Below are 22,769 nucleotides of genomic sequence, written 5' to 3' on the forward strand. Positions count from 1 at the left end.
TTACTCACAAATTAACTGTATATTTTGCAACTATTCCCCTCATAACCCGCATTTCTTCTGATTAAGTGTAGTTTATACATCTATTCAACACTTTCTCTTCGATTTGATTCGAGGATTCCCCATATGAGTGCCGACTCTAAAATATACTTTCTAATAGAGCAAAAAGGGGCAAAAAAGGACATCTTCACCCTAAATAAAAAGGATAAAGATGCCCTAGAATATATCTATCTTGGCTGGAATCTTTAACACCTCCCTATCTCCCGTAGGTAAAGCAGTGTTGTCAAAATAGGCAGGTCTCCTGGCTCCAGAATCGTCATCCATCTGCTCTCCTTCCCGATCTGAGATCAGTGGTTTTTAGCAGCGACTCCTCTGTTACAGTGGCGGGACCGCGTCGGTATTACACCGAACTTCCCTTTTAAGCTCAAGTTATTCTAGAGCACCTATTTCCACATTATTGAATTATTATTACCTCACATGCATACATATTACATTATATTGTATATTTATGCAATACATTCATTTGATTGAATACTTATTCTATCATAATTTGAAGCGTTATTCTCTTTAATAACAGCACAACAAAGCCGAGCTCTCGCCCGACTTCGTTTCGTTAAGATATTAATGAGACTAAGATCATTACTCATCATCTTGCTAAAAATATAAGCGGTTTGAAAATAAGCTATTGATTACTCGCCCAGCGATCCTCACCTGGAAAAGGGCATTTCTTATCCTTAAATTTCGCTGTGATCGGTACAATACAGCCGCATAACGTACAAGTGTGATTGTTCATCAACTTAGTACAACCACTACAGATCTGTAATCGTTCTGCATATACAGCATCGCTAGCACTTTGCTCAGGCGTTATTTTCATCGTGGCGAGCACACGAGTTATTTGTTGATCTGTAACTTTGTATTCCTCTCGACAACCCTTACAGGTAGTTTCTTGTTCAATCATTCCGCAATTAGTTCTAGCACCGTTACTGACATAGGAGCAAGCTTCACATCAATATCTGTTCCATTAAGCTTAAATGCAGTGAACTCAGATGGCGCTACATTCTCAGGTTGCTCAAACGTATTATGCGCGTCCATAGTTGTCGCCTTCAATTCCGTCCCACTGATCTTCACCTGACTTCCCGTTAAACCACGAAGGTCGATCTTCAAGTCCGCTTCATCTTTATGACTGACGTTACACAAACTGATGTGGATAATCCCGTTCTTGTCTTTGGAAGCAGATACGGATACTTGAGGTATCTTGTTGCCATCTAATTCATAATCAGCAGTCACAGTATGGTTATATAGAAGTTCTGCATCTTGATGTACCTTGAACATATCGAATACATGGTACGTAGGTGTAAGAATCATCTTCTCACCCTCTGTCAAAATAACCGATTGCAGTACATTTACAACTTGAGCAATGTTCGCCATTTCTACACGATCACAGTGATCATGGAATATGTGGAAGGTCAACCCAGCCACCAGAGCATCACGAATCGTATTCTGTTGATACAAGAAACCTGGATTCGTTCCTGGTTCAACATCGAACCATGTTCCCCATTCGTCTACGATAAGACCCACGCGCTTCTCAGGATCATGGCGATCCATGATCGTCGAATGCTTGGTAATCAGCTCATCCATCCATAACGCTTTCTTTAATGTGCCGAACCAATCGGATTCGGAGAATCCTGTAGCTGCACCCTTCTCTGTCCAGAATTCACCTGGGATGGTATAGTAATGCAGACTGATAGCATCCATGTGACGATGCGCATTCGCCATAAGGACTTCCATCCAGTTATAGTCATCCACATTCGGACCGCATGCTATTTTATGAATCTTATTGTCCCCATAATTACGGACATAAGTTTGAAATTGACGGTATAGGTCAGCATAATACTCAGGGCGCATATTACCACCACAACCCCAGTTCTCATTCCCCACTCCGAAATATTTAATTTTCCATGGCTTCTCGTGACCATTCTGACCTCGCAATTCCGCCATCGGAGATACACCATCGAATGTCATATACTCTACCCATTCGGACATTTCCTGAACAGTACCACTACCAACATTCCCAGATATGTAAGGCTCGCATTCTAACATCTCACATAACAACATGAACTCATGTGTCCCGAAATGGTTATTCTCAACAACACCGCCCCAATGCGTATTCACCATTTGTTTGCGGTTCTCATTAGGTCCTATGCCATCTTTCCAATGATATTCATCCGCAAAGCATCCACCCGGCCAACGCAATACAGGGATTTTAATTTTTCGGAGTGCCTCAACTACATCATTACGAATCCCAGCGGTATTAGGTATAGGCGAATCCTCTCCCACCCAGAATCCTTCGTAAATACAGCGTCCCAAATGTTCGGAGAAATGACCATAAATATTACGGTTAATCGTCCCCGCTGATTGATCTACATGAATCGTAACTTGATTTGCCATTGTGTACCCTCACTTTCGATAATTAATATTTATATTATATTTTAATATTGATATTACTCATGGTTTTAGTTTAATACTCCCCTCTAGTAGTGTCAACCATTATATAAAGCGCTTACTAAAATTACGTTAAACTAATATTAAACTATTTTTTGTAGTAAATATACTATTTCAATTTGGAGCGGTAGTTTCTCCGTCTTATATAAATATCTATCCATTCAAGATCATAGTTCCGAAAATACTATAAATGAAATAGTTGTCAGTATATAGTGTAAAGCTGAACTATAATAAAAAGGAGATGTACCATAATCCGTTAAATACGGCCTACGGACATCTCCTTCGTATGATTATGAATACTCTATCTCAACCCTCTACATCTATCCATTTGCGATCACTGTCAAATCATCATAAGAAGTGATCATTATATCCGCATACTGTAAAGGTATGGACGATCCCGATCCTATACCGATCCTCAGTCCTACGCCCGCCGCTTTAGCGGCTTGCATGTCTCCCACGGTATCACCAACCATCGCTACCCTCTCCGGAGATACGTTGAGTCGAGCACAAGCTAACTGAAGCATATCAGGGGCCGGCTTACCTTGGATTACCATATCACTACCAATGATATGTTTGAAATGTCCTTCCAAACCCATCCAAGTTAGATGCTTGCGCGCTTCTGCTGCATAATCCGCAGTCACGACAGCTAACGGTAGTTGGATATCCTCACATTGTCCAAGAAACGCTTGCAAGCCTGGGAGGGCAAGAACAGGGTGTTCACGCTCCAACTCTTCACTAGCAACAACACTAAATTGGCGGACAAGCTGAATCGATTTATTCCACGATAGCCCAGCATGATAGAGTTGCCAAGCAAGCGCACCTTCAATTTCTGAGACTGTTCCCATTGAGAGTGGGCCCTGCACATCATAGGAGATCGCTCTTCCTGTTACATCAAATTCTAATCCTAGTAGCTTTGACGCGAACCCCTCTTTAGTGACTACACCAAGACTCTGAATCGTAACCATCATTTGAACAGTCATTGACTCAGCCCAATATCCCCATAAGGACATAAATTCAAGCAGAGTACCATCTTTATCAAAAAGAATGGCATCCACCTCATACCCTTCTCCCTGCACAGTCAGTATAGGCATATGAGGACACCTCCTAACAATTCTAATAACTAGTAGTATCTCTCAATCACTTCTTTTAAAGCAGTTAATTTGATGGGCTTGCTTAAATAATTATCCATTCCAGCAGCCAAACATTTCTCACGGTCACCCTTCAAAGCATTCGCCGTGACGGCTATAATAATCGGACATAGGTTAGAAGGTATCGTTTCTTTGATCCATGCCGTAACTTCAAATCCATTCATTCCAGGCATCTGTATATCCATGAATATAATGTCATAATGTTCATCGGCCAACGCTTGAATCACTTCATGCCCGTTACTTACGATGTTGGTTGTATATCCTTGCTTTTCAAGCATTATCTTTAATACAAGTTGATTAATCTCATTATCTTCTGCAATTAGAATATGAATAGAGTTGATCCCCTTTGGAGTTTCATCATTAGGAAATTTAGGTTCCGTTATCTCCGTAGTATTAAGAGTTTTTTTTAGGTGAATCGTGAAAACAAAGGTAGTTCCTTTCTCATTACTCTCTTCTAATTTAAGCTCTCCACCCATTAATTCTACTAATCTTTTACTTATTGTTAGACCTAACCCTGTTCCTTCATGTGTCCGTGTCAGAATATGATCAACTTGGTTAAATGGTTCAAACAAATTCTTGACCTTTTCCTGCGGGATACCTATTCCCGTATCCTTAATTAGAAATTTCAGATCCATATTATGATCAGTCCGAGGAGTTAGCTCAACGCTAATCGAAATTTCACCTGAGAATGTAAACTTCACAGCATTTCCGATCAGATTAATTAGCACCTGCTTCAATCGTTCTGGATCACCCATGCATACGTACGGTACGTTTGGGTTAATAAATGCACTCATGCCAATCTTCTTTTTTTCAGCGATTGTCGATAGTATGTTTAGTGTGTCTGTAACACATTCTCTCACATCTAGATGCACGTCCTGCAATTCAATTTTACCAGATTCAATTTTGGAGAAGTCTAGAATATCATTAATAATATTTATTAGACTATCACTACTTTTACGCATAATCTCCACATATTCCCTCTGTTGTGCATCTAATTGTGTCGTCTCTAATAATAACTCTCCCATACCAATCAACCCAGTGATAGGTGTGCGAATCTCATGACTCATCATGGTCACAAATTGATCTTTAGCTTTACTCATACTCTCCGCTGTTTCTTTTTCGATGAGTAACCTTTTATGTTCCGTCATATCTTTGATTAGGATATAGAACCCCACGTTAAGTTCTCTAATAATGATTGGCACAATTGTCGCTATCACATCTACACGATGTCCTAGCTTATGTACAATATTAGCATTTTTATTCTCTCTTGTTACATTACTCAATGAATAAGAAAGGACACTCTCCAAATGAACATCCCCAATAAGCTTAGATATATTCCGTCCTACTAGTTCATTAATAGAATAGCCGGTAAGCTCTTCAGCTCTGCCATTAGAATTAATTATTACGCCATTTAGATCTAGCGAAATAACAGTATCATGATTATATTTCTTAAGTGATGTATATCGTTCGACCGTCTCTTGAAGCTCTAACTCCACCTTTTTACGATCTGTAACATCCTGGACTGTACCATTCAATCGGACTGGACGCCCTTCTTCATCTTTAGTTATGAATCCTCGTAAATGTAGGTATTGTAGATTCTCATGATCTAATAGCTTATGAAATTCAAAGTTTAAATCATTACCCTCTTGCAATATCTCATCAATACTCTCCTTGAATCGTTCTCTCTCATGGTCTTGCACAAGATCAAGAACTCCTAAATCCTGTTGGTTCACTCCATCCATAGTCCACTGATATATATCCGCAAATTGTTGTGTGAACGTCATCTTACACTTCCCTACATCCCACTCCCATGACCCCATTAAGGCACTGCGTTGCGATTCTGTCATTTGAAGAATCTGTTGTTCCGTTTCCTTCCTACCAGAAATATCAATCATATGTATACAATAATATATAATTTCTTCATTAAATGTATCCTTCAACGCAGTTAATTGAATGGAGAGCCAGATCACAGATCCATCATGATGATGATACTCCCTTTCAAAAGATTGCGATGTAGAACCTTCATAAAGATTGCTATTAAGCGCTTCCAACATCGAATACCAATCGTTCTCAAATAATAATTTCTTTATATCTAGCAACATGATCTCTTTCGACGAATACCCCAAACATTCACACCAACTAGAATTAACCTTAACCCAATGACCATCCCGTGTCACTACTGCAATCCCTATTGGAGCAGTTTCAAATATTTGCTGGAATACGGTAGTTTGCTCTGATTGTTTAATATGCATATTAGCTCCCCCAGTAATAATTATAGGATCATACATATAATAACCATATTTTATGTAAAAAGCGACATATTTCATAATCATTTGGCTCCCAAAAGAGGTTCAAACCCCAAATAACCTTAATTCATCCTACTGATGAATTAAGGTTGTTAAGTGAATCTATAATTATAACGCTTCTTGTAGCGTAACACCTTCTGGTATAACCGATAGAACAGCTTCGCGTACAGCATCTCTCTGCTGCAATTCCTCACAGAGAATAGCAATAATCCCATGGTCTCCACGTGATCGAATTAGACGTCCTATCCCTTGTCTTAGACGTAATAACATATGTGGTAAATCGACTTCTACAAAAGGATCCAGCGATGCATTACGCTTCGCCATAAATACCGGATCATTCGGAGGAAATGGAAGTGACCATATAATTACATTTGATAATGATGGTCCTGGTACATCCAAGCCTTCCCAGAGGCTTATCGCACATAGAACACTCGCTTCATTACTTTGGAATGCCGAGATCAAATAACTAATCTCCTGATCACCCTCATAGTAGAAAGTCATATTAGCACATCTAGGGTCCGACGTGATTTGTTGCTTGAACTGTTGCAATTCTTCATGTGTTCGAAACAGGATAAGAGCTCTACCATCCGTTCGTTCTAATAGCTGACCTGCGATCCCCATTTTCTCGGAAAAAGACCCACCATGTACTAAATTCGGTGCATAAGCCTGCATCTGATTCGGATAATCATATGGCGAATTCACAGAAAAGGATAAGTAATTCTCCAACCCTAGACTATCGGTAACATATTGGAATGATCCATCAACTGATAATGTAGCTGATGAGAATACAATCGGCATATTGGTACTGAATACTCGTTCCTGTAACACTTCTTTAACCGCCTTCGGCATAATCGATAAGGTAAGCCCATCCTCACTATCCGTTACCCAACAGATCAAAGCCTCAGAATTCTCAAACAGGCTTAATGCCTTCTGCATCATTTCAATATGTTCTTCAACGATTCGTAGTTGATAATCATCTAAGCTATAAAGCTGACTTTCAAATACAAGATCTTCTTCAATCGCTGTCAAAATACTACGGAAACGATGAACCGCCTTCAGCAGTTGCTCATTCAAATGAATCTGCTTCCGATCTGAGCCAGGAATAGCTTCACTATGTTGTTCTAATAAATGGAACATGATTTCCGATTGATCAATTGCTTCATCTATAAGCACAGCGAGCGACTCACGTATTTCCCCCTGTAATAAGCGCGTAATTAATTCTTCAAACACGACATGTCTCATCTTATATCCAAGAGCCTTCATCGCAGCCGATTCCAATAAATGCCCTTCATCAAATACGACAGCACAGTGATCTGGTAAAAGAGGCAGTTGCCCTTCGCGTTTTCTGCCCTCGAATGTCCACACATGCTCCATATAATAATCATGAGAGCAGATGACTAGATCGGACGAATGACGGTAATATTCTCTAGATAGCGTTTGTCCACACCGATGTCTTCTATCACAAGTAAAGCAATCTTGGAAGGTATCCCAGTTAATCTTACGCCATTGCTCATCATTCAAATGTGGATAGTCCTTCCGATCTCCATAAGCATAGAACTTCTGCATCGGCTGAGGGTTATTCACAAATTCAGGTAAATTCTCGTATAAATCCTCCCATTGCGCTCCTCCTTGCTCATCCTTAAATCTAGCTTCGTCTAACTTCACTAGACAGAGATACTGGTCTGGAGATTTCCCTAAACGCGCATCAATAGCCAAGCTTAGATGCTGAGCCAATTTGGCAACATCACCTTCAGGCTTCACTAACTGTTCAATCAACGACTCGTCCGCACAAGCGATAATAGCTGGCTTCCTTGTATATCTGGCATAACATATCGCATATAACAAATAAACCAATGTCTTACCTGTACCTACTCCCGCTTCTGCAAAGATTGCCTTCTTCTCCATAAAAGCTCGTTCCAATTGAAACGCCATATAGATCTGTTCGTCACGAACTTCAAATCCAGCTGCTGGTAATAGTTCATAGAATACATCTGCCACCCAATCGCCCACTTGTTGAATAAAAGGCTTAGAAGGATCATGTACAAAAGGATAACGCTCCACTATATATTTTACCCCCATCAATTTAATTCATTAGAAATTCCAAATACACTACATGCGCTAACATTTCATTATGTCATAATATTAGGGTAAATACAATTCCTTTTCCTCTTATATATCATCTTTTAAGGTTCAATTGTTGTATGTGAATAGATATTTCAGTTATACTATTTGCAACAAGCTACTATACTAGAGAAATAGAGTACAACTTATTGTTGTTATTAATTTATTTGGAGGATATGAAGAGTGGAAAACTGGATTACAAGTTTTATGGAGCAATTTGGGTATTGGGGTATTTTCCTACTTATCGCATTAGAAAATATATTTCCGCCGATACCATCAGAGGTCATTCTTACTTTTGGTGGATTTATGACCACTTATACGAATTTAACAGCCACCGGAGTCATTGTGATGGCAACGCTAGGATCTGTAATTGGTGCTATCATTTTATATGGATTGGGCTATCTGATCAATGTCGACAGACTAGAGCTTATCATCGATCGTTGGGGACGGTACTTACGCGTGAAGAAAGAAGACATTCGAAAGGCAGATGCCTGGTTTGAACGTTATGGTTATTGGACCGTGTTCTTTTGCCGGATGATCCCTTTGATTCGTAGTCTTATCTCCATCCCTGCAGGTATGGCAAAAATGAAATTTGGACTTTTCTTGCTATATACCCTGTTTGGTACTTTAATCTGGAATATCATTCTTGTCTCAGTGGGTGCCGCTGTCGGAGATAATTGGGAGAACATCGTCGAATTTATGGATGTATACTCTAACATTGCTTATGCAATCATCGCTTTGGTTATTGTCGCTGCACTCTTCTTCTGGATTCGTAGTAGAAAAAAAGCGTGATTCATTCAAAAGAGGTTAGCCACATTGAACACTTGTGGCTAACCTCTTTTAATTTCCCCTAATCAATATCCCTAATTCCGAACTAACCGATAAGTGAAATTGCCTTTCTCTCCACTGCAAGTAATTGTTCTCGAACCCTGACAACTTCTCCAATAATAATTAATGCTGGATTCGTTAATTCAGCTGCTTTTGCAAGTTTGTGTATATCGGCTAACGTACCCACGAATGTTCGTTCATTCTTCGTTGTACCCTTTTCAATTAGGGCAACAGGTGTCATCGGATTCTTGCCATGGTGGATCAATTCCATACAAATCGAATTCAATTCGCTAACTCCCATATATACCACTAATGTATCCACACTATGCGCGAGTAGATCCCATCTCACAGGTGATTGATCCCCGTGACATCGACTTCCTGTCACACAGGCGAAAGACGCTGCATAGCCACGATGTGTCAATGGGATCGCCGCAGAAGCCGCAGCGCCAATAGCTGAAGTAATTCCTGGAACAATCTCGTAAGGTATCCCATATGCCCCTAGCTCAAGTACCTCTTCACCCCCACGTCCGAAGACGAAAGGATCTCCCCCCTTTAGACGGACGACATGTTGCCCTGCTAAAGCGTAAGTAATCATCGTGTTATTAATCTCATCCTGAGACATCGTATGCGCTCCTGGTTTCTTTCCGCAATAGACTAGAATGGCCCCTTGGCGTGCTAAACCTACGATTTCTTTATTGACTAGACGATCATACATAATAACATCTGCAGACTCTATCCGTCTTAATGCCTTGACCGTTAACAATTCAGGATCTCCTGGACCCGCACCAACAATGCTCACCTTACCTGTCATATTCATAGGCGTTCCTCTGCAATCTTAGGGATTAGTGTTCCATTCTGATCTACTCCAACACTCCCACTGTGATCACGATTCCCAGATAATCCTTTTATACTCACTTTCTTATGTGACATATAGAGGAAGAGACCTGTAAATACAGAGCCGCCAATAAAGTTACCTAATAGAACAGGAATCTGGTTCCATATCCACCAATCCCCCATACTTACGTCTGCACCCAGCATCATCCCTGCGGGGATGACGAACATATTCACCACAGCATGTTCGAACCCTTGAGCAAAGAAGATGAAGATTGGTAACCACATCGCAATAATTTTGCCTGAGGTAGATTTCGAAGTCATCGCCATCACTACACCTAATGTAACCATCCAATTACATAATACGGCTTTAATTATGACCAGGGTCATCCCATTCCATCCCATATTCTTGTAGCCCAACGTCTTAGTTTCACTCACTTGTATGATGGTCTGTATCATAGAATTGCTCATATCAGTACCCATCTTCGTTATCGTCAATCCGTACAAAATAGCATATAACCCACAACCGATCAAATGTCCCGCAATAACCCATGAAAAGTTTGACAACATCCGCAATGCGGTCGTCTTACGTTCCATAACAGACAGTGGGATGAGTGCAAAATTTCCGGTAACTAACTCCAATCCTAGCAATACGATAATGACGAATCCAACTGGAAATACAAGCGCCCCCACTAAACCTAAGGATGTCTGAGCAGTCGCAGTAAACGCAAGTGTTGTTGCAAAGGCAAGTATAGCTCCCCCAAGAAACCCCCTAATCAACATTTGAAGTTTACTCAGTTCAGCTTTCGTTGAACCCACTTCAATCATATTCCCTATCACTTCAGTAGGTTTCACATAATCCATCCCTATTCGCCCCTTATAAAGTGATATATATAGAACCGTTTGTTTCATCAACTTCCGTTAGATAGGTCGTTATACAACCATCATCTGGTTTATGCACTTCCCCACTGTTAAGATCAATCTTCCAATCATGCAGAGGGCAGTGTACAGATGAACCACACACCATACCCTCCGATAACTTGCCGCCCTTATGAGGACAGCGATTCTCAACCGCCTTCACAGTACCATCACTTAATCGAAATACCGCAACCTCTATATCATCAATTTGGATCGTACGTGATCCCAATATATCAATATCTGTAATATTACCCACCTGTATTTTCCCCATAATCATCTCTCCCCTAGCTATTCACTGTCTCTACACCAGATAAAGTATGAAAATTCTTGCGAAGATCATCATTATTAATGATATCTTTCCACGGATCCTTGCTATAACTCAGCGTCTCTTCAATTCGACCCATAAGAGCTTGACGATCCTCAGCATTTTCTAATGCCTTTATAATCGATTCAAGACCCACTCGTTCGATCCAATTAGCAGTCCGTTCATTCCAGTTGGCATTCTCGCGGTAATATTGTAGATAGGCCGATGTCCATTCCACAACTTCATCTTCTGTTTTGACTACACATAGAAATTCTGATGCCCTAACTTTAACCCCAGCATTTCCACCAACGTAAAGTTCCCAACCACCGTCGATTGCGACAACCCCAAGATCCTTAACGGTTGCCTCCGCACAATTCCGGGGACATCCCGATACAGCAAGCTTCACTTTTGCTGGTGTGTTTATTCGTTCGAACGCCTTCTCTAATCGGATCCCCATTCCAATGGCATCCTGTGTACCGAATCGACAAAATGTGTTACCCACGCAGGTTTTCACTGTACGAAGTGCTTTACCGTATCCATGACCAGAGGGCATATCTAGTTCCTCCCAAATCCCTGGAAGGTCCTCCTTCTTCACACCGAACAAATCTAATCGTTGACCACCAGTAAATTTCACCAAAGGCACATCATATTTTTCAGCTACGGTAGCAATTTTCTTCAATTCAGCAGGCGATGTCACTCCACCATAAATCCGCGGAATAACAGAATAGGTGCCATCCTTTTGAATATTTGCATGGTATCTTTCATTGGCGAAACGGGATTCCTTCTCATCTTTATATTCTGCAGGGTAGAGCATACCCAGATAGTAATTTAACGCAGGGCGACATTTAGAGCAGCCTTCAGGTTCGCGCCACTCAAGTACATTCATCACTTCCTTGACACTCATCAAGTGCATAGCTTTCATACTTTCCACGATTTCATCACGACCAAGGCTTGTGCATCCACAAATTCCTTCTTTTACCGGCTCACCAATTGTATCTCCTGCATACAGTTGTAGGAGCGCTTCTACTTGAGGTTTACATCCACCACATGATCCTGTGGCCTTTGTACACATTTTGATCTCAGCAACACTTGAACAACCATTGCCAATCGCCTCAGCAATCGTCCCCTTAGTTACACCATTACAGCCACAAATAATTTCATCGTCTGCCATCTTCCCTAGCTTGCTCGCTAATGATTCTCCTGCCTTTCCCGTTGAGAACCCAAGTAATAATTCTTTTTCCCTTCCCTCAATCGATTCCCCACTCTTAATTAAAGAGAACAATGGGGCACCATCAGTTATATCGCCGAACAATACCGCTCCAACCAATCGATTATCCTGAATAACAATTTTTTTATAAATACCATCAATCTCATCTTGGAACCGTAATGAGCGCATTCCAGGTTTATCATTGAAATACCCTGCAGAGAATACATCTACACCGGATACCTTTAATTTAGTTGATGTCACCGAACCAGCATATCCAGCCGTTACAGTACCCGCTAGTCTCTTCGCCAACACCGCACCTTGTTCATATAGTGGAGCAACTAAGCCATAGGCAATGCCGCGATGTTCAGCACACTCACCAACCGCATAGATGCCCGGAATACTCGTCTCCATATAATCATTTACTACAATGCCACGATTGACTTTTAGTCCAGTACGTTTAGCTAATTCAACATTTGGAGTAATTCCTACAGCCATAATCACAAGGTCTGCCTCGATCTCCCCACCATCTGCAAAAGTTAAACCTTGAACACGACGTCTACCTACGATGCTAGCTGTATGCTTCTCCAATAGGAACTTCATCCCTTGCTGCTCTAGGTCATGCTGTAACATCAAGGATGCAGACTGATCAAGCTGACGATCCATTAAATATTTATGAATATGAATGACATTAACATCCATCCCTAGATTAAGCAGCCCTCTTGCTGCTTCTAACCCAAGTAATCCACCGCCAATAACGGCAGCCTTCTTATATGTCTTAGAGGTATCCATCATGATCTGACAATCTTTAATATTCCTAAAGCCGATGACGCCTTCCTTATTCGCTCCTGGAAGTGGAAGCATGAACGGATTCGAGCCTGTTGCCATAATCAATATGTCGTAAGCTACCTCAATTCCGGACGCTGAAATTACCTTCTTGCCCACCGAATCAATACTTGTAACTGGATCACCTGTGTATAATTTAATATTGTTTTCTGTGTACCAGTCCCAATCATTTATGACAATATCACTCAACTCTACTCCACCTGCGAGCACCGAGGATAACATGATCCGATTATAGTTAGGATGTGGTTCTTCACCGAATACTGTAATTTCATAAGCTTCAGTTGAGAGCTTGAGAATATGTTCAATTGTCCGCATTCCCGCCATTCCATTTCCGATTAACACCAATCTTTTTACGTGACTCATATTCAATCTCCCCCCCAGAGTAAATATAAAAAGACCTGCTGCGCTCAAGGAAATACATCATTCCCCATTTAAGCGAAGACAGGCCTCATTGCCGCTTCTATACGAATACGCCGTTGTATCCGTTAAAAATTATTGTTGGTTGTTTAGAATCAATTTCATAATCGTCTATGCATCTTAAGTAAGGATTGTATATTGATCGGAACGAATTATTCCGTCTATATATAGTTACAACTAAAAGATTTACATAATTATGAAATTGATTCTATTGGAACTAACTATATAAGAATCAATATCATATGTCAATATACTTAACATAAATTAAATTAATTTTTATGTAATTGGGCTTTATTATTCTATTGGTAGTTAATGTATGTTATATTATATAACATACAGTTTGTTTGACTTATGTAGAAGCTTAATTAAGTTTTAAAATATTATTACTTATTCACTTGATTACCAAACTGCAATAATTAGGAGGAGTTTGCTACCGATGCACTTCTTATTGGTTGTTCATGAACCGTATAATACCGTTAATACCAATCACAGTAAGACTTCTTTACCAGATGTACTGCCTGAGGTTATGCTTAAATCTTATGGTTACCAAGTATTTACTACATCCAGTGAACAGGATATTCCTCCAATCATTGAAAAATTGGACGCTGTTGTTCTCCATATACCTATCGGCGATATCAAAGGGTGGGATGTTTTCTTTCAGCAACAGAACCCTCTGCCTCTTATGTGGTGGTGCGGATCTGGCGTAGCTAATTCTTCCATTACTTCTTGTGAGGATAATGTTACGATTGATGGTATATTAACGCCTAGTATGAATGAAGTGGAACTACATTGGGCGCTCCATATCGGTACCAAGCAATTCTATGACCGGAAGCACTGGTTGAATGAACGATCACAACTAATATCCCGCCTCGAAGAACGCAAATGGATCGATATGGCGAAGCAAATTCTGAGTGAAGTGAATCGAATTTCTGAAGCTGAAGCATATGATGTTCTCCGTAAGAGAGCCATGAACGAGCGTAAGCGAATGGTTGATATCGCCACTTCGATTGTCAAAGCACAACAACAACTGAAAGCATAGTTCGCAAATCTATATATACACCAGACAAGCAAAAATACGCACCCTAGCTTCTTGTCTAGGGTGCGTATCTATATGTCACATCATTTAGAATAAGACAATATCAATCACAAATCTCCATACTAAATTACAATCCCTTAATCATAAATTCAAACTCTAATTCTTCATCCGAAGGGATTAGATATTCATCATGAACTGGAGCGCCCCAGCTATCGTCTCCACCTACGCCCATCTGTCTTCCAGCTACTGTAACTACTGTATAATAGACTGGAGGCAACTCGTAATGATGCGCTGCATGTTCTAGCTCAAATGCTGTGTATGGTGAAATATTACATTCCACAGGCACCTCCGCGTTGATAGAGATTCCATGACCGAGATGATCTGTAATACTCACTCTTCTAACCCCTGTGCGATTTCCAGATTCTTGCGGTTTCACATAACCTGATACATTATTCGAGACCTCATTATGGAACACCCCAAGCTTAGCTCCGTGAAGCCGATCGATATAGTTCTCCTCCGGACCCATCGCATACCATTCTAGATGACTGTAATCGGCAGGGATTTTAAATGACAGAGCAAAGATCGGTAATGTTGGCAATCCCGTTGTTCCTTGATAACGAGTCTTCACTCGCAATGATCCATCTGGTGTTACCTTGTAGGTTACAGTTACTTTCACATGTTCACTTATACTTACTGTATATGTGAACGTTATGAGAGCACTATTGTCCTGTTCAACAATCTCCACATCTACACATCTAGGCATAAGACTAGCTGCATACCAACCACTATGCGTGTAACCACTACCCATACCTCTATCATTATCCGTCATCGCCCGCCAATACTGGGGATATGGTGGTCGAGAGATCATCTCTCTACCCGCGTATTGTAGTGAAACTAGGCTACCTTGCGCTTTAGAGAAGAGCATATTGAAGTTCGTTCCTTTAACACCGATATTCACATCGCCATGTATAACTTCCAACTTACCCATTGTTACTTGTAGCTGTTTATCTGCTTCTCCATGCTGGAATACCTTCTGACCAGATGCAATCTCATAACCTTGTGGTGCCCAATCCAAATCCTCTTTCAATACAAGGGCTGCATTGATGTAATATTCACCGAATATATCTACAAAATTAGCGAGGTAAGGTAAAGCTACATATTGTTCCGATAACGGCGCAACATCCACGTCCATGCTTCCGAGATAGAGCTCTCTTCCCTCATAATTCAGACTGTATTCCAAGCGATAATCACTCGCATTCTGAAATAAACACTCATTCACGATCGTTACACCCTCAAGTCCAGGTTCCAATCTGAAATTCTGATACAAAACTTTGACCTCTTGCATCTTCGGTGAAAGAGTTCGATCCGCATACACAATACCATCCGTACAGAAGTTATAGTCTGTAGGACGATCACCGAAATCCCCACCATAAGCGAGGAACTCCTGGCCATAGCGGTCCTTTTTAAATAATGCCTGATCGATATAGTCCCAGATGAAACCACCTTGATACAATGAATATTTGCGTTCAAGTTCTACATATTTGTGCATACCTCCAAGTGAATTACCCATCGCATGCATATACTCACAACTAATGAATGGCTTCTGTGGATCATCCTGTAAATATGCCTCAATCTCAGTTGGCTTAGCATACATACGACTCTCCATATCACTCGTATCATTAAAACGGCGATCATGAAATAGCCCTTCGTAGTGTACCAATCGAGCTGGGTCACGGTCTCTGAAATATTGCGATACATTGTAGATCACTTCGCCACCATAAGATTCATTGCCACAAGACCAGATCAAGATAGATGGGTGATTCTTATCTCTTTCCACCATGGATTGAGCACGATCAAGAACAATTCCCTGCCACTCCGGTCGATCTCCAGGAATAACCCAAGAAGGTTCTACAATACCTAACTTCTGCCATGAACCATGTGTTTCTAAATTCATTTCATCGATCACATAGATCCCATACTCATCGCATAGCTCATACCAATCACTCTGATTAGGATAATGCGACGTACGCACAGCATTAATATTATGTTGCTTCAGGGTTCTGATATCCCACAGCATGTCTTCTCTGGTGATCGCTCTACCACGTCTTGCATTAAATTCATGACGATTAACACCCTTAAATGCAATCCGTTTACCGTTCAGACACATCACTTTATCAATAAGCTCAAATACACGAAATCCTACCCGTTGCGGAATCACTTCTACCAAATTGCCAGAGGAATCAAAGACACGAATATATAGGGTGTATAAATAAGGTTTCTCCGCACTCCACAACTGAACTAGACCAGCCTCTAGAGACAGATTAGACGTACTTCCCTCAGCAGCTGATCTCATAGTCGCAACCTGTTCTCCATCTGCGTCTCTCAATTCTAATTCCAAAGTTCCATTCTCATCACCAAGGAAGTCGAGTTCTACGGATAACATCCCTTTGGAATAACCTTGATCCAATTTCGTGTGAACGAATAGATCTCTAACATGAATATCCGGCACCGTATATAGATATACATCCCTGAATATACCCGAGAATCGCCAGCAATCTTGATCTTCTAACCAACCACCAGTACTACGCTGATACACCTCTACCGCAAGCTTATTCTCACCTTCCACTAAATAAGAAGAGATATCGAATTCGGATGGGGTGAAGCTATCTTCACTGTATCCTACAAATTGACCGTTCACCCAAACATAAAAGGCAGATTCCACCCCCTGAAATGAAATCATTACGGGTCTATTCTTCATGTTATCGGGTACTGAAAAATACTTCACATAGCTCCCAACTACATTTTGGTTCAGTGGAATTTGTGGAGGACGTAATTCCTCAACACCATCCCATGGATACATCGTATTGACATATTGAGGAATCCCGTAACCTTGAAGCTGTATATGCCCTGGCACATTAATATGATTCCAACCCGCACAGTTATAATCCAGTTGATAGAAATGCTGAGGCCGGCTGTCAGGGTGATTACTATAACTAAATTTCCACTCACCACTTAAAGAATACCGGAGAGGCATCACATCGGACGTCTCTGCCTCCTCCATCGTCTCATAATATCGATGATCCGAATGCGCCGCTAACCGATTCACAGCATAAACACTTAAGTCTGATAGCCATCCTAAGTTCGTTGCTGTATCTCTAATATCCATCCATATTCTCCTCTCAGGTGTATTCGTAGATTAAATTGAAAACCATTTTATTTAACCGAACCTGTCATACCCGCTACAAAATGTTTCTGTAGTAAGAAAAATACCAACGCAGTCGGAAGTGTTGCAATCACAATCGCTACCATAATCACACCATAGTCTGGAGCATAACCTGCACCCAGTGTTGAGATGAGAAGTGGTATCGTCTTTTTCTCAGGTGTTTGTAGAACAATCAATGGCCATAAATAATTATTCCAACTAGCCATAAACGTAATAATACCCGCAGCAGCATAAGTTGTTTTCATTGTAGGCATGAATATTTTGAAGAATATCCCAATCTCTGACAAGCCATCAATTCTTCCCGCTTCAAGCATATCCTTAGGAAACATCTTTGTACTTTGACGGAAAAAGAAAATCAGGAATGCTGTCGTTACCGTAGGCAGAATAACCGAAGATACCGTATTAATTCCGATCCATGGAGCAAATCGGGATACATCCGCAAAGAACCGATATAAAGGTACCATCAGTGCAGCAAATGGAATCATCATCGAAAGCAACAAGATACTGAATACAGCATCTCTTGACTTACTTCTGAAGATTTCAAAACCATACCCCGCAAGAGAAGCAATGAGCATTGCTAATACAGTAGTCACAATAGCAATAACAGCCGAGTTATATAATGCCTGTAATAACTCTGTTGAATCCAACAATTTCTTCAAGTTTTCCATTAAGAAGTTACCTGGAAGGAGTTTCCCCTTTGTAACGTCAACTGATGGATTCGTAGCACTGATGATCATCCATAGAAATGGAAAGATCGAGACAAAAGAGACAACACTTAAGAATAAATATACGAAGATTCTTTTTATTTTAGCCATTCTTATCACCTGCCACCTTAAACTGAATGAAGGCCAACACAATAATCATGATCACGATGGAGTAAGATACTGTCGCGGCATAGCCAAAGTCCGCAGTATATTTGAAGGACAGGTTATAAATGTAATGGGAGATACTCATGGTTGCGTTTCCTGGTCCACCTTTTGTGATATTTACAATTTCATCAAAGAGTTGAAGTGTACCAATCGTTGAAGTAATGGAAGTAAACAATATGATGGGCTTCATCAAAGGTATTGTGATTTTGAAGAATTGTCTTATTGATGATGCTCCGTCTATTCTAGCTGCCTCATAAATAGAATGATCAATGTTCTGTAACGAGGATAAATAGAAGATCATATTATATCCTGTCCAACGCCAAGTAATGGCTATGATGATCGTCACCTTCGCCCAAAATGGATCCGTGATCCACGCGATAGGTTCACTAATGAAATGGATATTCAGTAGTAGTGAATTCACTAGGCCATCGCCTGCAAATAAATATTTAAAAATTATCGAATATGCAACAAGCGATGTTACGCAAGGAAGGAATATCGCTGTTCGGAAAAACCCTCTAAATTTCAACTTACTATCATTTAAAAGGACTGAAATGATCAATGCTAATATAATCATTACAGGTACCTGAACGATCAAATAAATAAAGGTATTCTTTACCGCTGTAATAAAAGTACTGTCACTGAACAATCGGATATAGTTATCCAATCCTGTGAACGTTAAATTAGCCCCTGTACCTGTTTTGAAAGACAATATGAGCGATTGAATCATGGGATAGAAATAAAAGAGAACAATCATAACAACAGAAATGATAATAAATCCCCAACCGCTAAATGCATTTCTTCGATCTAAGCTCAAGTGTGACTTCGCTTGCTTCATACAATGTCCCACTCCTCTCTGTGAGTACTATTGAATAGAACCTTGAGGTTGACCCGTTCTCCTCCATTCTTTCTTTTTGGCGAAGGAGCCGTTCAAACCTCAAGGCTCTAGGTTTAACCTATCATTTTGTTATCTAATTTGTGTTTCTGCTTGACTCTGAGCATCTTTTAGAACACTATCAATGTCCTTACCGTTCAAATAATTCTGCATTTCTACGATCAGGATATCTTCAATTGCGTAGGTATGCATGCCATAATTAACATTCGGAATTTGTTCTGTCCAAGTGGCGAAATCAGCATAGATTGGTTGTCCTGAGAAGAATTCATCTGGTTGTGCATATGCTTCTCCTGTTGCTGCTTCTTTAAATGTACTTACAACACCAATATCTTTAAGCAGTTTTTGATACATTTCAACATTACTACCAAATGTTGTAGCAAGGAAGTCCGCTGCTTCTTCAGCACCTGGAACATTCATAACATACCACGAGCTACCTCCAAGGTTAGAAGCATTAACCGAATCAGCATTACCTGGAAGTGTTGGGTATGGCGCTACTGCCCACTTGCCTGATTGTGAAGCTTCTTGTTTAATAGAAGGCGTAATCCAGTTACCTGTGGGAACGGTCGCAACTGTACCCGTATTTAACGCCGCTATGAATTGACTCCAGTCGGAGTGAATATTTACGATGTCAGATTCCATCATTTTCTTGTAAAGTTCAAAGGATTGTTTCAACGCTGCATTTGTTGCAATATCTGGAGTTGTTCCATCTTCAGCCAAATACCAAGAACCTGCAGATTGAATCATAGAACGGATAAACCCTAAATCATTTGGATCAAGCGTGATTATATTTTTCCCTGTTTTTTCCTTAACTGCTTTTCCGATCTCGATATATTGATCCCAAGTTAGATTTTTCATATCATCAGTTGTGTATCCAGCTTGTTCTAAATAATCTGTTCTGTAGTACAACCCTGTAGCACCTGAGTCAAACGGAACACCATATTGCTTGCCTTCTAGACTTGTAGGTCCAAGTTTATAATCTGCGAACTTTGCTGAATCAATACTTTTTGATAAATCATAGAAAGCATCTGGATATGCACTTAAGAAACTTTGTGCGCGGTAATCCTCAATCAGAACGATATTAGGAAGACCACTAGTAGTACCAGAGTTAAGACCCGTATTTAATTTCTGGATAATATCAGCTTGTGCGTACTCGATGACATTAACCTTCACATCAGGATTGGTAGAACTATATACTTCCTTCGCTGCTTCGAGTGCTGCGATGTTAAAGGCTGGATCCCATGCCCAAGCTGTTATTTCTTTACTTGTTCCAGTTGCTTCACCACTACCTGTATTTTCCTCATTCGTTTTAGGAGAACAGGCACTAAGCATAAATACACTTGCAAGTAGAATAACTAATAACTTCTTCACTATCATCAACCCCCGTTGAATTATTTTGATAAAGCATTTACTGAAAGCGTTTGCTTTCTGTAAAACTATCTTAACTTTTCTCTAGAATGGATAGTTAGTAAAATGTCACTGTTAATTTGTCATATATTTGCGTTGTTGTAATCGCTTACTTTATTTTTTTGTACTTTCTTTGGTTTTTAGTAATATATTTATGTCAATGGTAACGTTATCTTCACCCTCGTTCCTTCTCCTAGTTTGCTCTTAATACTCACACCGTATTCATCACCATACAAGAGTCCGATACGATCATGTACATTCTTGATTCCTATTCCACTGAATAATTGACGACTTCGCTTATTAAATAGCATATTTTCAGAAGGAATTCCTGCAATCCCATCACCACTATCTACGACCTCACAAGAAAGAGTCTGTAATTGTTTATCTCTCGATACAAGCACATGGATATATCCACTATTTTTCATATTGAAAGCATGAAAAAAGGCATTCTCAATAAATGGCTGAATGATCAGTTTGGGGACATGATAATCTAAACAATCTGGAGCTACGAAATAGCTCACCTTAATTCGTTCCCCGTAACGAGCATGATTAATGAATACATAATGTTTCAAAATCTCGATTTCCTGTTCTACACTAATCGTCTCATTCACATTACTGATCGTATTCTGCAACACCGATATTAACGAATGGATCGTCTCAGTCGCCTTTTCCTTACTGCCTTGCTGTACCAATGTTTTGACCGATGCCAATGTATTATACAGAAAATGTGGGTTAATCTGTCTTTGTAATGCTGCTAACTCTGCATTCCTCTGCCCTTTTTGTGTCTCTACAAGCTTGTCCACATAATCGTGGAGCTCATCAAGCATATAATTATAAGCCTGACCGAGTTCTCTAATCTCATAACTACCCGTCACGGAAATATGATTGCGGAATTCATTCTTCGTTACATTAGACATTTGAAGCACAAGTGTGGTTAACGATTTACTTATTTGTCTTGTGGTCAGAAATACGATAACTAAAGCGATCATAACAATAACGACACATATGATCGTTAATGTCTTCACATTAATCATTTGCCCTATTGCGAGTTCCTTATCAATTGTGTTCACTATATAGAAATCATAGGCGGGAAGACTATCTGATATCACAATGCTGTCTTTCCCTAGTACACCTACATTTAAATAATCTAAGGATACCGCTTCCAATTGTTCAGCGTAATCTAGCAGTTCTTTACTGAAATGACCGATTCGGTCTAACCGATTACTCGAGACAATAATACCATTTTGATTCAAGATAAATACATCATTCCCCATACTCGTGAAGCTATCGAAGACTTGGCCAAAGTCACTCTCCCTTATCGCAATATGTATCGTTCCATAGATAAAGTTCGTTGATCGATCTAATATTGCTTTAGATGCTACGATAATCGGCTCTCTCCGCCCTACACTTCTAGTCACTTCTTTATATTCTTGATAAATCAGTTTCTTAGGCTCTTTATAACTGTTTAGAGTAAGTGGATGATTCTTCAACTTTCGATCTTCTATATTCAAAAAAGAGCGATCGGTTGAAACAACCCGCCCATTAATCCCCACCATCGTTATTTCCACCTCATAAGCATCTAAACTAGATTCAAGCTTTTTCAATTGCTCAGTCGTATTGAAGTATGACTTCGTTGTGCTTATGGAATCTGCTTCACCTTCCGTCAAGAACCTCTTGATCGCACCGCTCTGATTGGCATTACTTACTACAGTTATGATGGAATCATGATAGGACTCAAACCCTGTTTTTATCTGGTTTAGCACTTTCTTATTCGTGATACTGAATGTCTCCATAAACAAATCCGTTGACATATGAATCATAGTCCAAGAAATGGATACAGAGACCACAATAATACTAATTACCGTGATCATAAACATTTTGGTGAACAGTTTCGATGTTTTAAATTTATCTAATATTTTCATA

Annotated in this window: 16 protein-coding genes and 1 riboswitch; of the genes, 2 read left to right on the top strand and 14 right to left on the bottom strand. The window is 40.1% G+C overall.

The features are described from left to right. Window positions 1-271: 271 nt before the first annotated feature. Window positions 272-459: riboswitch (cobalamin riboswitch) on the bottom strand. A 220-nt stretch (window positions 460-679) separates the two neighbouring features. From LPB68_RS09195 to LPB68_RS09215, 5 genes are all read right to left on the bottom strand, one after another. After that, window positions 680-955, bottom strand: coding sequence for a DUF6171 family protein (locus LPB68_RS09195; RefSeq protein ID WP_068661450.1), 276 nt, complete (start codon window positions 953-955; stop codon window positions 680-682). Beyond that, the gene (locus LPB68_RS09200) at window positions 952-2,445 is read right to left on the bottom strand and encodes an alpha-N-arabinofuranosidase (protein WP_068661451.1); all 1,494 of its coding nucleotides are present in this window, start codon (window positions 2,443-2,445) and stop codon (window positions 952-954) included. The genes LPB68_RS09195 and LPB68_RS09200 overlap by 4 nt, the downstream gene beginning before the upstream one ends. A 374-nt stretch (window positions 2,446-2,819) precedes the next feature. Next, window positions 2,820-3,590: an HAD family hydrolase gene (locus tag LPB68_RS09205; protein ID WP_068661452.1), complete on the bottom strand. Its 771-nt coding sequence runs from the start codon at window positions 3,588-3,590 to the stop codon at window positions 2,820-2,822. A gap of 29 nt (window positions 3,591-3,619) precedes the next feature. Then, window positions 3,620-5,899 (bottom strand): PAS domain S-box protein, encoded by a 2,280-nt coding sequence (locus tag LPB68_RS09210; protein ID WP_162274311.1) that lies wholly within the window; start codon window positions 5,897-5,899, stop codon window positions 3,620-3,622. A 162-nt stretch (window positions 5,900-6,061) separates the two neighbouring features. Beyond that, window positions 6,062-8,014, bottom strand: a complete 1,953-nt coding sequence (locus LPB68_RS09215; RefSeq protein WP_068661454.1) for an ATP-dependent DNA helicase — start codon at window positions 8,012-8,014, stop codon at window positions 6,062-6,064. Between the two features lie 243 nt (window positions 8,015-8,257). Between LPB68_RS09215 and LPB68_RS09220 the strand changes: the two genes are divergently transcribed. Further along, on the top strand, window positions 8,258-8,866 hold the full coding sequence (locus LPB68_RS09220) for a DedA family protein (protein WP_068661455.1): 609 nt from the start codon (window positions 8,258-8,260) through the stop codon (window positions 8,864-8,866). A gap of 82 nt (window positions 8,867-8,948) precedes the next feature. Here LPB68_RS09220 and cobA read toward each other — a convergent pair whose 3' ends face one another. From cobA to nirB, 4 genes are read right to left on the bottom strand one after another with little or no spacing between them, the layout of a single operon-like run. After that, a complete protein-coding gene (gene cobA, locus LPB68_RS09225; RefSeq protein ID WP_068661481.1) occupies window positions 8,949-9,713 on the bottom strand; it encodes a uroporphyrinogen-III C-methyltransferase in 765 nt (254 codons plus the stop codon). A gap of 2 nt (window positions 9,714-9,715) precedes the next feature. Next, window positions 9,716-10,597: a formate/nitrite transporter family protein gene (locus tag LPB68_RS09230; protein WP_068661456.1), complete on the bottom strand. Its 882-nt coding sequence runs from the start codon at window positions 10,595-10,597 to the stop codon at window positions 9,716-9,718. Window positions 10,598-10,610: 13 nt separating this feature from the next. Continuing rightward, complete coding sequence (gene nirD / locus LPB68_RS09235) at window positions 10,611-10,922, bottom strand: nitrite reductase small subunit NirD (protein ID WP_068661457.1); 312 nt, start codon at window positions 10,920-10,922, stop codon at window positions 10,611-10,613. 13 nt (window positions 10,923-10,935) lie between these two features. Further along, a complete protein-coding gene (gene nirB / locus LPB68_RS09240) occupies window positions 10,936-13,368 on the bottom strand; it encodes a nitrite reductase large subunit NirB (protein WP_068661458.1) in 2,433 nt (810 codons plus the stop codon). Between the two features lie 490 nt (window positions 13,369-13,858). On the opposite strand from nirB, the gene LPB68_RS09245 reads away from it, so the two are divergent. After that, entirely contained in the window at window positions 13,859-14,461 is a 603-nt protein-coding gene (locus LPB68_RS09245) for an ANTAR domain-containing response regulator (RefSeq protein ID WP_068661459.1), read from the top strand. Between the two features lie 124 nt (window positions 14,462-14,585). On the opposite strand, the gene lacZ is transcribed toward LPB68_RS09245, so the two are convergent. From lacZ to LPB68_RS09270, 5 genes are all read right to left on the bottom strand, one after another. Continuing rightward, a complete protein-coding gene (gene lacZ, locus LPB68_RS09250; RefSeq protein WP_068661460.1) occupies window positions 14,586-17,624 on the bottom strand; it encodes a beta-galactosidase, LacZ type in 3,039 nt (1,012 codons plus the stop codon). 47 nt (window positions 17,625-17,671) lie between these two features. Continuing rightward, window positions 17,672-18,496: a carbohydrate ABC transporter permease gene (locus LPB68_RS09255; RefSeq protein ID WP_068661461.1), complete on the bottom strand. Its 825-nt coding sequence runs from the start codon at window positions 18,494-18,496 to the stop codon at window positions 17,672-17,674. Then, window positions 18,489-19,385: a carbohydrate ABC transporter permease gene (locus LPB68_RS09260; RefSeq protein ID WP_068661462.1), complete on the bottom strand. Its 897-nt coding sequence runs from the start codon at window positions 19,383-19,385 to the stop codon at window positions 18,489-18,491. Before LPB68_RS09260 ends, LPB68_RS09255 begins: the two co-directional genes overlap by 8 nt. A 129-nt stretch (window positions 19,386-19,514) precedes the next feature. Beyond that, entirely contained in the window at window positions 19,515-20,810 is a 1,296-nt protein-coding gene (locus LPB68_RS09265) for an ABC transporter substrate-binding protein (protein WP_068661463.1), read from the bottom strand. 188 nt (window positions 20,811-20,998) lie between these two features. Further along, entirely contained in the window at window positions 20,999-22,768 is a 1,770-nt protein-coding gene (locus LPB68_RS09270) for a sensor histidine kinase (RefSeq protein WP_068661464.1), read from the bottom strand. Window position 22,769: the final 1 nt, after the last annotated feature.

This window comes from Paenibacillus crassostreae (genome assembly GCF_001857945.1).
GTDB lineage: Bacteria > Bacillota > Bacilli > Paenibacillales > Paenibacillaceae > Paenibacillus_AQ > Paenibacillus_AQ crassostreae.